Here is a 14,108-nt window from a genome sequence, read left to right on the forward strand (position 1 = left end):
TGTTGCGTCGGTGAGATGAGAGGTGAGACACGATCAACAAGGGCGGGAATATCCTCCCTTGAATCACTTGAGAGATGTTCTTAAGGCAGCATCCTTCTTCGAAAGGAGAAAACTCACCTCAGAAAAAGAGCAATTGCATACATGAAAGGAAATGTTCGATGAGCATACTCATGATTCGTTCCAAAATCCAGGCTACACACGTCACAGACATCGAAGCAGCCGTCAAGCGCGTTTTTGCGGCACTTGATCGCGAACAACCTCAGGGCATCCGCTATGCCTCATGTCGGCTCTCCGATGGAGTGACCTATGTGATTATCTTGTCACTTGATGACGGGATCGAGAATCCTCTGCCCTCCCTCCCAGAGTTTCGCGACTTCCAGGAGGGCCTTACACAATGGATGGCCGAACCACCCCGGCCCGAACCGTTGACGGTGATTGGATCATATCGCTTCTTCTAACAGTGCACACCGAGTCGGAAGGTACATTTCCTCCCTCACCTGAGGAGGGATGAACACTATCCCCCTCAGGTGATGCTTCATCAGGAAGACGGCGAACGCGCTCATCTCGTCTCACGACGTGTTTGCCTATGAAGCCTTGCAGATCTGCCATCTTGTCAAGAACTGTCATCTGATCAAGAGCATGCATGACGCCGCCAGGGGCCACTTTTTGTACTGGGTGAGATACGATGGGAAGGTGCAGCAGCTTCCGGTGATCGGGGTGGAACCGCAGTTCACTAGCTAGGAGTGTTCTCGTTGTGGACAACGGATCAAGAAGAGCTTGAGTGTGCGTACCCATCTGTGTCCTGGCTGTAGGCTGCCCCTGGATCGGGACCACAACGCCGCCTTGAATATCTTGCACAAAGCGATACACGGTACCGTCGAGCAGACGGAAACCGACGCTCCGCAAGGAACGTCGAACGCTTCTGGACAGCGTGCTACTACAGATCATCGTACCGCGGCGCCTCGCACGCATACAGGCTGAAAGAAAAAGCCCCGGGCTTCTGCCCTGAGAAGTGTCAATTCCATACCATTCAAAGAAGCTATTGCTTTTGATGAGAGCTTTGACCCGTCCAGAGTTCCTGGGAAAGGAAGCCCCTGTGAAGGGGCAGAGGTGCGGTGGAGTCCAGACGCAAGCCTCCGCCTGAAGGAGGAGGTGAGTGACCTTCTTTCTAACCTTCGTCTCCCTCTCTCGCTGTCTCCACTATCTCTCCATACTGACAACAAGGGGACGCTTGATCCATTCCCTGATAAGATGATGTACAGCAACGCCTTATGGAAAAGAGGCTGAAGATCTGACCTCTTTTCCAATCAGGCTCGGCGCTTTCAATTACGCTACTTTCTCTACATCCTGTTCGATCTCGACGGGCTGCACACGCTTGCTTCTCCAGAGACTCAGAAGCAGGAGAAGTAACGCGAGCAGTACCGATAGCGCACCGATCGGACCAAGAACCAGAGCCGGAGCATAGTGTAATAACAACCCACCTATTGCGCCCGCACTGCCTATTCCCAGATATAACATCGAGTTATTGAGAGCCAGCAGCACGTTCGCATGCTGAGGAGCCAGATGCAAGAGACGATGCTGTTGCGGCGCGAAAAAGCTCGGCATCACAATCCCCAGACACAGCAGCGTCAGGAGCGCTCCGATCGGGAAGAAAGAGGCGAATGAAAATAGCACCAAACAGAGCATGACCAGTATCTGACCCATGATCATCGGTCGAGCAGATCCAAGACGATCAGTCATAAATCCTGCAAGCCAGTTCCCGATGAGGTTACCAATGCCAAAGACCAGCAAGTAACCGCTGATATCAGTCAGATGCATTGACTGCTGCAAGGAAATCCCAAGATAGGTATACAGCAGATAGATACCCAGATAACCAAACAGTGTCGGGGACAGTGCCAGCAGCATACGCGGCTCCCGCATTGGTACCAGCCTCTCCTTTAGAGAGAGCGTCGCGTTTTCTTTATCTCCCGGCACCCCCACTACCAGAAGCACGAAGCACGCGAGACCGGCAAGAAAAACCACCAAACTAAACGAAAAGCGCCAGCCAAAATGCTCACCGACCCAGGTTCCTGCGGGCGAGCCAAACACAGTGGCAAGCATCAAGCCGCTCGCCACCAGTGCAAGAGCTTTACCGCGCTTCTCTGATGGCGCCAATGACGTTCCCAGAGCATACGCCATCGGGGAATAGAGCGCCGCACAACAGCCTGCCAACACCCGACTGAGTAGCAAAAGCCTAAAGTTCGGCGCGATCGCTGAACCGATGTTCGCCAAACAGAATACGCCAAGCGAAGAAAGCAATACACGATGACGAGGCCAACGCGCGGTAATGGCAGCCAGCACAGGTGCGCCAGCCGCATACGCAAGCGCAAAAACCGTAACCAGTTGTCCTGCCACGCTCTCAGTCACACCCATGTCATGGGCAATCGAGGGCAGGACTCCGGCCATAACAAAGGAATCAGTCCCCAGAGCAAATGTTCCCAGAGCAAGCCACAGAACGCGTATATCGATTTTTTGTGATTGAAGTGCCATATGCAAAACCTCGGATAAAAAGAACCAGCATCAACTAAATTGCTCTCCTCCAGGAAAGGACAACATGTTGACCGTTTGAGAAGACCTAATCACTTTGTTCTTTTTCGTTTTCTTCTCCATATAGAGAACACCTGAATGATGTCCCTCAAAGTGAAAGACGCAGATCAGCTTGTCCTTGCCAACATACTCAGTCCATCGTTGTGCTCATTGCAGCCAACTGAGCTATCGATGAAGAAGCGGACACCAGGCAGAGCAGGACGGGAAATATCCTTGCCCTGGAGCCCATCAATTTCATACATACGAATTGCTCTCATCGATCCCTTTCCTTTCGTTGGAGGTTACAGGAGAAAGTATAGATGAGAGCAAGATGCAGAGCATCGGTAATCGTGCCTATTTAGGAGCGGGGAAGAAAAACTAGAGCAACTCGGCATCAAGGGCATATCGAATTGCGGCAAAGCGAGAAGAGATACCGAGCTTTGTATAAATTGAGCGCATATGAGCATGAACAGTGCGCGGGCTGATGACCAGCGCCTCCGCAATTTGGGCATCTGTCTGTCCCTGCGCGACAAGACGTAACACTTCTATTTCACGCTTGCTCAGGACATGCTTCTGTTGGGAGCCAGCAGCGGACGGAACCATGCACAATAACTGCTGTGGAGACAGAGAGTGACCTTCCCGCCATGCCATCTCAAACACTTCCTGACCCATTGCACGACGAACCCGGGCCTCTCGTCCTTCGGCATCAGTACAGGGAAAGGGCAAGCTCTCCAATGGAAGGGAGAAAGAATAGGACGCTTTCTGTGTCCGAAAAGCCGCAGCGGCTCCCCATAACTGAGCTGCTCTCCGAAACTGCTTCTGCTGCGCTGCCAGTAAACCCCATCCCTGCAAACAAAGCGCAATCCCCTCAGAATCAGAAAGAGTGAACAGCAGATCGAGGCTTTCCCGATACCGCGCATGTGCCTGCTCATATGCTCCCTGCCGCTGAGCCACATCAGCCAGATGAAGAAGTGTTCGAGAAATATGACGTTGTGTTCCCAACAGACGAAAAATAGTCAGCGCCTCTTCAAAATACGTCTGCGCACACCCGGGAGTCCCCTGAATCAGCTCAAATTGCCCCAGGAGATCAAACACAAAGGCAAGATACAGATGATCTTTTGTCTCTCGGCTCAGCTTCAGGCTCTCCTCAAAACAGTGCCGCGCCTCGGTCACCTGACCCAGAGCGTAATAGACCCGCCCAAGCCCCCGCAAGGCCCGCGCCAGATTCTTGCGTTGGCCTTGAAATAGAGTCACACTCTGAGTTAGATGCAGAAGAGCCTCCGGGAGATTCCCCTGTTCAAGCGCAACAATGCCGAGTGCCTGATGTGCAAGCGCCAGCAGATCGCTACCGTTTTCAGCAAGGCGAGCACATTTAGAAAGCAGGGAGTAAGCCCGTTCGCCGTCCTGTCGAATTGTCCAGGCGAGGTAGCCAAGCCAGTGATAGGCTGCCGCCACTCCTTCCTGATTCCCTGCTATCTGATAACAGGATAGGCTTTCCTGATAGAAGCATTCCGCCTGTACGCCATCATCCTGAGCAAATGCAAGCCACGCAGCCGCCTGTAATGCTCGTGCCCTGATCTCCGGAGAGACCATATGCCGTTGCAGAAGCGCACGCTCAACCCAGTAGCGCTCTTTCCGGTTGTACCAGCTATACCAGCGAAGGCACCAGAATCGAGCGACTGCACCCGCCAGCCGCAGCGCCATTTCGGTATAGTATTCCTGCTTACCACGCTCTACCAGCCATTGCAGCAGTACATGTAGATTTTCCCGTTCACCTTCCAGCCGATCGAACCACGCATCTTGAGCTTCTGTTGAGGCCCCGACCGCCTCTTCCACAAGTCGAACATAATACGGTGCCTGAGCGTCCATCACCTGCTCAAATTCCTGTGCCGCTAGTAGTTGCTCCATGCCAAACTCACGCACCGTTTCCAGCATCACAAAGCGCCCTCCTGTCTGCTCCTGTTCACGCCTCATCAACAAATGCTTATTCAAAAGGGATGTGAGGAGGTCGGCAAGCTGGCCTGCTTCAACCTGTTCATAGATCGCTTCCAACGCAGCAAACGAGCATCCACCAACAAACGAAGCCAGCAGACGAAAAAAACGCTGTTCCTCAGGTGTAAGCAGATCATAGCTCCATTGAAGCGTTGCACGCAATGTCTGCTGTCTCTCAGGCAGGTCGCGAGGACCATTGGTTAAAAGGCTCAGACGTTGCGTCAGCCGTTCGTGTAAGTCCTGCAAGGAAAATAGCCTGAGTCGAGCCGCGGCCAACTCGATCGCTAAAGGCAACCCATCCAGGCGGCAACAGATCTCAACCACATAGGGCATTGTCTCGGCCGTTATCTGGAAGTCTGGAAGGATGGTTTGTGCTCGTTCCATAAACAGGGCAATTGCTCCATATCGCATCGCCCGTTCAGGCTCGATTACTCTATCTGGCTCAGGAAGCGCCAGCGGCGAAAGAAGAAGCTCATGCTCTCCACGAACATGGAGCACTTCGCGGCTCGTGACCAGAAACGTCAAGCGGGGACAATAGGTCAGCAACTCAACCAGTAACGGCGCTGCCGAGATCACTTGCTCAAAATTATCCAGCACAAGTAACATCTGTCGTGGGTACAAATACCGCTTCAGACGTTCCAAAGGAGGAAGTCTTCTATCCTCCTGAAGAGAGAGCGCCTGAACGATGGCTTCAAGCACAAATGTAGCATCTCGCACTGGTGCAAGCTCAACCCAGAACACCCCACCTGAAAAGGCAGACTGCATTTGAGCTGCCAGTTCAAGTGCCACACGAGTCTTTCCAACCCCTCCAGGCCCTGTAATCGTTAACAAACGTACCCGGACATCAGCAAGCAACCGCTTCCCCGCTGCAATCTCGGCTTCGCGACCGAGCAGCCGAGTCAATACAGCCGGCGGCAAAGCAGCAAGCGCAGAAGAAGATTGTTGTTTCTCTTCCTGTTCACCTGCCAGCCTGCAAGCAACAGCCCGCAGCCTCTCTAGCGTGAGCGTCTCCGATTTGCCAAGATAGGCACGATACAGCTTCCCACCTCGCTTACGGTAGGCTCTCCAGTAGATGCTGTTCTGTTTATTCGTCTCTTTGCGAGCTGTAAAGGTTCCCTCGGTGCAGCTATAGGAGAAGCGAGAGGCGCGTTCAAGCCATTGATACCATGCATCCGTCTCAACAGAGATATGTTGTAGTCCCGTTTCACTGTACCATGTCAGGACAGCGTCCTTCACTTCAGGCATCCATCCAATGCTCATCGATTCCCCCTGGCGGAAGTTCCCTACAGTTCCCTACCCAAATGCACAAGAACTATACCTTCCTATTTTGCCCCCAAAATGCCTGTTTTCGCAATAGGTCCTTTCCAGCTTCGTTCGTTGAGCTAGAGGTGCTGTTCTCACTTGTCGGGGTGTCGCGGGGCTTCTGGACTCTCTGACTGTGCAGCATAGAGCTAAAGGCAAGATCTCAGGAAATGCAGTCGCAGATACGAAGATACCCACATACTCTGACATCTACTCCCGGGAAGAAGATTGCGGCAATCAGGCGAATCATCGCCTGGGATACAATCCTTCCGGTTATGATCTAATGCAGAAAACGAGGCGTAATGAATTTTTCCTCCCTGAAAAGGAGAAACAATGTTCACTCGAAAGCTTGTCGATTCTACAGCGTTGCCCATTGGCACAGTGACGAAGCGCGGGAAGATCTCTGTCTGCGAACAGTGTGGCAAGCCGGGAGCATATATCAGCTTTACTCGGGGAGGATGCCACATGGAAAAGTGGGTTCATCAAACACAGTATAAGGGCCCATCTACCTCGTGTCCTTATAGCATTGTCACAGGAAGGATGGGAAAAGATATGCAGGATGGAGCCACGCAGATATCAATATGTGGTATACCCAAAAGCACTGAGCATCGCTCTTCCCTTCCTTACGATTAACTCCTGCTATTGCTTATCGATCTGGGGAACAATCTCTGTCAGTTCGTCATCAAGTGCAGGCCAGCTTCCACACAACTTTTCAAGCAAAGGTACCACTGCTTCCAGCTTGCTTTTACTATCCTGCAAGCAAGTGTCCGGTCACTTCAAATTTCCCAGAACATTGATTTTCTGACATTTCTCCTCCTGAAGCTGTTATCACCCATGCTTGATCTCTTGCATTTGTTGTTCCCGGCACTCCACCTCTGGCCATTACGTTTAACGATGCAAAGAAGAGCCAATCACCGAGAATCTCCAGAGCACGAAATTTCCATAACTACTTCAACTTTTTTTGGGCCTTCCCATATCGCCCAGGTGCGTCTTTCGGCTCTGCCAGATTCCCGGTTTCTGGCTTTAACATTCTCCCATCATACATTCTTGGCTTTCCAGAACGTATTCAGGCTACCGCCTTCCTCTCCTCTGGCCCACCGATTCTAAGACTCCCGCTCTTCTTTCAACCCATCCAACCAAACACTGATTGCCTCACCTACTCGCTTATCCGTTTCTCCATCCATTACCTGCGCTTCTTGCCATGTGGTACCGGGCGAAACAGATTTGTAAAAGTGTTGGAGATCAGAGAAGAAGGCCAGTTGTGTTGTTTCGGGATAGACCGCATGCCGTGCCTGATAGAGCCGCTCACCATTATCCGCATGTACTCCTGAATCATCCATCCCCCCTTGCACCACAAGCACGGGGCAGGGTACTTTTGTAATCTCGATACATGGATCGACTGCGTCATAGTCCCGCATGTATTGCTGTCCCTCGCGCGCCTGAGTGGTATCATTGTCCCAGCTTTTCACAAAAAACTCCATAGTCGGATCAGCTTTGATGTCTTCCGTGAATGGCTTCCCTGCCCGCATCAGCTCGAAAGCGCGGATGTAATGTGTTGCATTAACCTTGAAAGCTCCAAAATCGATGATCTCTCCCTGTTCTTTTGCCATTTCCTGCGCTTTATGAATGAAGAGGTCCATATAGCGCAACGCCGGTCCAGAAAGGCTTATGAAGGCATCAACGCCCAGTTCAGCCTGTTGCGCTACCATCATTCCATGCACGCTCCCCTCGCTATGCCCCGCAACCGCCAGCCCTTTCGCCCGGGGAACCATCTCGCGGAGCTTCCTGATCGCCGCCTCGGCTATATATCGTTGCCGTGCAAAGAGAGGATGCGCCACAACCCGTTGCTCATCCACTATTTCCGCTCCTGTTCCTGCTCCGTACTTGGCGTATCGCAAGACTGCATGCCCTTCCTCCGCTAATTGACGCGCCAGATCTGCATACAGATGAGGCTTCATCGGGGTTCCTGGATAGTTCCCATCCACGTCATTGGCCATAGAGCCAGGAAGAAGCACAATTCTCCACTTCACTTCTCCTCCCTGTGGCAAGGCCAGTACAGCCGGAAGCCGATACCCCTCTGCTTCCAACATCAGGCGCTCTTCTCGATAGAGCTGCTTCATCTTTTTCTCCTCCTTTTCAAATACTACCTTTGACCGGGATGCAAAGAAAAGTGTACACTCTCCAGTAACTGGAGAATCAAGTCTTTTTTTTGAGGAGAATATGGGCAAGTCACACGAACAGCTATATACTATTGGGGCCGTCTCCAAACTGACAGGAGTGCCTATCAAGACAATTCGTTATTACACTGATATCAACCTCCTCCCCGCCACCGACAGAACGCAGTCACGCTTTCGCCTCTATTCCACTGAAGCAATCTGGCAACTGCAATTGATTCGCGTGTTGCGTCAACTCGGCTTCGGTTTAGAGGAAATACGGACCATCATCAGAGGGAACCTCTCGGTGCATACAGCCATCAATTGGCAACTGGAGGCAATCACAGATCAGATCCACCAGCTTCAGCGAATTCAAGAGGTCTTACAACGGGCAAAAAAGGCCACACATCAGTCAGAACAATCCATCCAGACGCTCTATGAATTGGGGCTCGCGTTAAGTGAGAATGTCACTGAACGGAGCCGCTTTGTAACCGAGAAGTTGCACGCACTGGTAGAACAGGCCAACCTGCCAGAGGAATGGCGCCACCACCTGCTTAACCACTTCACCTGGCAATCACCGGAGACGCTTACGACAGAGCAAATAGCCGCCTGGACAGAGGTAGTCACCATCCTCAACGACCCGGCATTCACCGAAGAAGCGCTCCGGCTGAACTCACCAGAACAATCAAGCCTCAAGATGGATATCACTGAGTATAACCAGCAAGCGCCCTACCTTATTCAGCAAGCACAGTCAGCCGCGTTAAAGGGAGAACCACCTGAGAGTATGCCTGTCCAAACAATATTGAGAAACTGGATCAAGCTGAATGCGACCTTAACACAACAAGCAATAACACCTGCATTTCTGCACACGCTTTCTACTCAGCTTCCTACCCCTTCGAGCGAGCGCATGCAGCGCTTCTGGACACTTATGGCATTTCTCGGCGGACGTGAAGCACCTCCCTCCTATAAAGAAGGCTTCGAGCTGCTGGCTGCCGGTTTACGCTTCCTGATCTCGAACTCAGAAGCATTTCGTGCTATGCAGGATGACCTTTCTCAAGAGCAGTGACAAAAAACACGCACTCAATGGAAAAACAGCACTTCAGTCTCTAAGCATTCAACTCCTTTCGCCAACCATGTGAGTATCAGGACTACTCATGAAGATCTCCACTCTTCGGGAGGCGCCTGACAGCGATGATGTTGTCAGCAACGGTGCCTGACTGCCTCTTTGGGCTCAAGGCCTGACGCTGGCGGGTTTCCAGACGCTCTGTGCGCCAACTCTCAGGGCTTAACTTGAGCTCAGCAAGCACCTCTTCCGGGGTAGAGAAATGCATATGTGAATTGTGGTGAGATGACCAAAATGGGAACGACGCGTGATCAACGATGAGTAGGAGGCCGCCGGGAGCTACTGCACGCGCTGCTGCTTGCAAGATACGGTCCCGAGGAAGCGCTATGGGCGCATGGAAGTACTGAGCCGAGACCAGGTCAAATGTACCAGCAGGGAAGCTATGAGCCAGGTCGTGCTGTTGAAAGTCAATGCGGTCCTCGACACCAACCGTAGCTGCATAGTCCGACGCCCGTTTGAGGGCAGTAAGAGACACGTCCACAGCCGTGACCCGCCAACCGCGCCGGGCCAACCAGATAGCATCTCCTCCCTCACCACAACCGAGGTCCAGTGCTGTACCTGGAGGAAGCGACTCTACTATATCAACCAGAACCGGGTTCGCTCGCCCACTCCACACCTGTTCCTGTTTTCGATAGAACTCTTCCCAGAACTGTTCAGTCTGGTCGCGACCGTCCTCATGGTGCGTACCATTTCTTTCCTGGCATTTCCTGACTCTGCCGCAAGCGCGAAAAGCAGCTACATCGTGGGCCGTATCTTCTGTGATCAGGTCAGCGTTGATTGCGGCTCCAGCCTTCAGACCAGCAGAGGCAGCCGCGACGACCGTCGCAAGTGGGTCGGAAACATTGCCAGCAACCCACACACCTGCAACAGCAGTGGCACCATTCGCATCGGCAGGCACGTAGCTACCAACGACGGAACCAGCAATCTCCAGGTCGGTCGTTTTCAGCCCCAGAGAACGGAGAACCTCGGCGCGGGCTGCGAAACGAGGCGAGACCACAAGAGCTTGACGTGGAATAACCTCGCCAGAGCGCAGCCGTACCCCGACGAGCTGATCGTCACGGACCTCAAGAGCAGAGACCTCGCCTTCAACAACCGTGATGCCACGGGCTTCCAGTTGCTCGGCCTGCTCCTGGGATAGAGCGGGCGCGGTATGTTGAAACAGGATGACGTCAGCACTCCATTGCCGGAACAGTAGCGCCCCATGAGCCGCCATCGGCCCGGTACCAAGAATGCCAATCGCCTGGTCACGTACTTCCCAGCCGTGACAATATGGGCAGTGCAGCACGTCACGCCCCCACCGCTCAGCCACGCCCGGGATATCAGGCAACTCGTCAACCAGTCCGGTTGTCACCAGGATTCGCCGTGTATAGATGCTGCTTCCATTGGCCAGCTCCACGCGGAAACCTATATGCTCGCCCTGACTGTTCAGACGCTCAACTGAGCTGACCTTACCGGCGATGATCTTCCCACCATAGCCGGCCACTTCGGCGCGACCAGCAGCCAACAGATCCGAGGGCGGTATCCCGTCACGAGACAGGTAGTTGTGAACGTGGGCGGCAAAAGCGTTGCGGGGCTGGCCACTATCTACAACCACTACAGAACGGCGGGCCCGCACCAGAGCTAACGCCCCACTCAACCCGGCAACTCCCCCACCGATAACAACCACATCGATGGGTCCTTGCGCGCTTCCAAATGTTTCTTGAACCATTACGCTTCTCCTTATGTCATACATCCTTACGACTCTTATCGCCGTGACACTTTTCCTGGCTCCACCTGGAGGAGCATAAACACCTGCCAGTACAGCCGAGCATGTCACAGCGAACAATCGCAGGGTCAACCTTCTTATAAGGACTACGCAGACTCATAAAGTCCGGAATAAAAACATAAAAAACATACAGACACATTCATACAAGAGCACTCGTACCGCCTGGCTGTCTCACCGGTTCCACGAGCTTTCGCACTTTGAGATATGCTTCCATCTGCTGTTCTGCCTGTAGTATCTCCTCCTGAACGAGGCATCCTTGACGATCTATCCCATTATCACAATGAAACAGGGAGGCGCTCCCTTCAAAGGCCGGCTTCACCTCCAGGAAAGATCCGCATTGTTGCGTGTCGACCGATATCCTCCATTGATTCCAGGAGCAAACTCGATAATGCTCTCCTTCACCAGTTTCGTCAAAATCTTCGAGAGAGAGGTTGAAGGCTGCCTCTGAAGTCCCACCAGGCGTTAGACACCGAGTAGTGGTCCCGCAGGGAGCGCGACAAAGTACAGCACCATGTGAAGTACATACCTGATCGCTTGTGAATACTTCATCCTTCCTTACCTTCTATTACGGATCCATTAAGTCTAGAATAGACTATGCAGAGAAGATTGTCAAGTGGAAAAAGTTCCACGGTCTCCCTCTAGCATCTTGCTCAAAGGGGGATCCGACCATTCTCATCGTCTTCATGCTCCACATTGCAGAAGGTTCCTGTAACCTTGACCTCATTCCAATACACGAGGAGTTACACCCCATAACCGCCGGTCCATACCTGTTTGTCTCCCGCCTCTGGCGCTTTGTCAGGAATCGCCCAAGCAGGTAAAGAAGAGATGGCACGCCCGCTGATAACCTGTCACATTCGCTTGCTTTCATCCGTCGTTCTCAATGAAGCACAACGAATGAAGGAAGAAACAACAATGGATGAACAGAACCAATTGGTTGAGCGGTTTGAGGCTGAACGTCCACAACTTCAGGCAATGGCCTATCGGATGCTTGGTTCCCTTGCAGAAGCAGAGGACGCTGTCCAGGAATCCTGGTTTCATCTTATCCGATCCGATCGCAGCTCTATCAAGAATCTGGGAGCATGGCTCACGACAACCGTCACACGCATCTGCCTGGATATGCTCCGCTCACGCCAATCAAGGCGCGAGGAGTTCTTGAGCGCGTCGGATGCAGAATCACACAACACCCATGAGCATGAAATTGATCCCGAACAAGAAGTGCTTCTTGCTGACGCGGTCGGCCACGCGCTGCTTGTCGTCCTTGATACACTTTCTCCCGCCGAGCGGATTGCCTTCGTACTACACGATCTGTTTGCTATCCCTTTTGATGAGATTGCAGGTATGCTAGGGCGCTCACCAATGGCTACCAGACAACTTGCCAGTCGAGCACGCCGACGCGTGCAGGGCGCGACGGCTCCTCAGCCAGCCGACCTCACCCTTCAGCGGAAAGTAGTTACAGCGTTTCTAGCTGCGTCTCGTGCAGGCGACTTCAAGACACTGCTGACAATGCTTGATCCAGAGGTCGTTTTCCAACATGAGAATCCTGACATGCTGCCCGCGGGTGCATTGAAGGGAGCCCGGGGTGCGGAGGCAGTCGCCAGAGGGTTCATAGGCCGAGTACAGGGGGCACACCTGGCCATTGTCAATAGTTCAATAGCCATTACTGTAACCCTCCCGGGTGGACAGCTTCTTGTTGCGACATTCACGATTATCGGAGACAAGATTACGAAAATCAACACGATTTCTGATCCTGACCGCGTTCATAAACTGAACATTACAATGCTGGATGACTGACGCAACTCACAGCAACTCAGCGCGATCCGACAGCTAGCCGGATACGCCTGGCTGACGCTTCCTTCGACCAGAACACCTGTATTGAGAGAAAAAGAACGATGAATGCAGACATCGACAACGGACGCATCAATCTGCCTCCTATAATACATGGCCATAGCCGCTGCAAACAGGCGGAGGTCCTATCAGCGTTCCACCAAAGGACCTTAGAACTTATCCCTACAGATATATCTCCCTCTTATTCTGGAAGATGGTGCACGACTTCGCTAGCCTCTTCCAGCCTGCCAATATACGCCTGTTCTCGTTTTAACCCCTGCTCTCATATCAGGCGTCGGAGCATCTATCTGCAGCTCACTCCTGCCGTTAACGCTCCCCGAGTGAAAGTACCAACTACCCTTCTTATGTCTCTCTGTCCACTATACCCGCAATCTTCTGAGAGCCCTCCACCTTGTACCTCCGCACAGCGTTGCGCCGGTACTGTTAGAGGCCAGAACCCGTGGACAATCACTTCAGCCGCTTGTGCCAAAGTGGTTGTCCATATCAAACGAGAGTCGGACCTGATCCTCTGCGTTTCAGGACGCCTCAAGCTCTTCGTTGTTTCGTCTGAATCTCCTGTCAGGAAGGAAGGATAGCCGGCATGGAGTCCGTCAAGCACCAGCAAGCATTGTACAATGCTTGCGACCAGATAAGTCCCCTCCTTCGTGTACCAATCACCTTGACAGCTATTTCAGTTATTCAGCCTTGACCAGCTTGAGCAATGACAGGGTTCGATCAGCTATATCAGCAATCTCATGATCATGTGTAACCATCACAAGTGTCTGTTTCCCTTGCCGTTGCTGCTCACGTAACAGTTCCAGAATCTCTCTGCCCGTTTCGGGATCCAGGTTGCCCGTCGGCTCATCGGCCAGAAGCACTTTTGGCTGATTAATTAACGCCCGAGCAATCGCCACTCGCTGCTGTTCTCCACCCGAGAGCCGTGCCGGCGTGTGGCCCATGCGCGACGCCAGCCCGACCTGTTCAAGCAATTCCTGCGCCCGCTTCCCCAAATCAAAGCCCAACATCCGCCGATAGGGCAGCAGCGGAGCCATCACGTTTTCAAGCGCTGAGAGATTGGGCAAGAGATAAAAGAGCTGAAATACGAAACCGATCGTCTCACGCCGATAATCAGCCGCTCTGACAGCACCAAGCGCATGAACTGAATGCCCATCCACCAGAATGGTACCGGAATCGGGCTGATCCAGTGCGCCAAGCAGCGCTAACAACGTCGTCTTCCCACAACCTGAGGGCCCTGTAATCGTGACAAACTCACCTGCCTCGATCTCAAACGAGAGATCATGAAGGATAGATAAATTTCCAGTTGGCAGCTTATAGCTCTTCGATACGTGCTCAACCTGAATAAACGCCACCTTCCTCCTCCTTT

The 14,108-nt window shown here is 52.7% G+C and carries 10 protein-coding genes and 1 pseudogene; 5 read left to right on the plus strand and 6 right to left on the minus strand.

Going from position 1 to position 14,108, the window contains the following annotated elements:
* Positions 1-158 precede the first annotated feature (158 nt).
* The 3 genes and pseudogenes from KTH_RS10310 to KTH_RS10320 form a co-directional block, all read left to right on the plus strand.
* The gene (locus KTH_RS10310) at positions 159-458 is read left to right on the plus strand and encodes a hypothetical protein (protein WP_497618366.1); all 300 of its coding nucleotides are present in this window, start codon (positions 159-161) and stop codon (positions 456-458) included.
* 118 nt (positions 459-576) lie between these two features.
* Positions 577-741 carry a hypothetical protein gene (locus KTH_RS10315; protein WP_497618367.1) on the plus strand — a complete coding sequence of 55 codons (165 nt, stop codon included), beginning with the start codon at positions 577-579 and terminating at the stop codon, positions 739-741.
* 12 nt (positions 742-753) lie between these two features.
* A pseudogene (locus KTH_RS10320) lies at positions 754-981 on the plus strand (zinc ribbon domain-containing protein); the annotation flags it as partial.
* A 345-nt stretch (positions 982-1,326) separates the two neighbouring features.
* Here KTH_RS10320 and KTH_RS10325 read toward each other — a convergent pair.
* From KTH_RS10325 to KTH_RS10340, 4 genes are all read right to left on the minus strand, one after another.
* Positions 1,327-2,529 carry an MFS transporter gene (locus KTH_RS10325; protein WP_497618368.1) on the minus strand — a complete coding sequence of 401 codons (1,203 nt, stop codon included), beginning with the start codon at positions 2,527-2,529 and terminating at the stop codon, positions 1,327-1,329.
* 164 nt (positions 2,530-2,693) lie between these two features.
* Positions 2,694-2,843, minus strand: coding sequence for a hypothetical protein (locus KTH_RS10330; RefSeq protein WP_497618369.1), 150 nt, complete (start codon positions 2,841-2,843; stop codon positions 2,694-2,696).
* Positions 2,844-2,943: 100 nt separating this feature from the next.
* Positions 2,944-5,817, minus strand: a complete 2,874-nt coding sequence (locus KTH_RS10335; protein WP_497618370.1) for a tetratricopeptide repeat protein — start codon at positions 5,815-5,817, stop codon at positions 2,944-2,946.
* A 1,145-nt stretch (positions 5,818-6,962) separates the two neighbouring features.
* The gene (locus KTH_RS10340) at positions 6,963-7,979 is read right to left on the minus strand and encodes an alpha/beta hydrolase (RefSeq protein ID WP_497618371.1); all 1,017 of its coding nucleotides are present in this window, start codon (positions 7,977-7,979) and stop codon (positions 6,963-6,965) included.
* A gap of 100 nt (positions 7,980-8,079) precedes the next feature.
* On the opposite strand from KTH_RS10340, the gene KTH_RS10345 reads away from it, so the two are divergent.
* On the plus strand, positions 8,080-9,078 hold the full coding sequence (locus KTH_RS10345) for a MerR family transcriptional regulator (RefSeq protein WP_497618372.1): 999 nt from the start codon (positions 8,080-8,082) through the stop codon (positions 9,076-9,078).
* Between the two features lie 82 nt (positions 9,079-9,160).
* Here KTH_RS10345 and KTH_RS10350 read toward each other — a convergent pair whose 3' ends face one another.
* Positions 9,161-10,843 (minus strand): FAD-dependent oxidoreductase, encoded by a 1,683-nt coding sequence (locus KTH_RS10350; RefSeq protein WP_497618373.1) that lies wholly within the window; start codon positions 10,841-10,843, stop codon positions 9,161-9,163.
* A gap of 969 nt (positions 10,844-11,812) precedes the next feature.
* Between KTH_RS10350 and KTH_RS10355 the strand changes: the two genes are divergently transcribed.
* Positions 11,813-12,691, plus strand: coding sequence for a sigma-70 family RNA polymerase sigma factor (locus tag KTH_RS10355; RefSeq protein WP_497618374.1), 879 nt, complete (start codon positions 11,813-11,815; stop codon positions 12,689-12,691).
* Between the two features lie 728 nt (positions 12,692-13,419).
* On the opposite strand, the gene KTH_RS10360 is transcribed toward KTH_RS10355, so the two are convergent.
* A complete protein-coding gene (locus KTH_RS10360; RefSeq protein WP_497618375.1) occupies positions 13,420-14,094 on the minus strand; it encodes an ABC transporter ATP-binding protein in 675 nt (224 codons plus the stop codon).
* Positions 14,095-14,108 lie beyond the last annotated feature (14 nt).

The organism is Thermosporothrix sp. COM3, assembly GCF_059696735.1.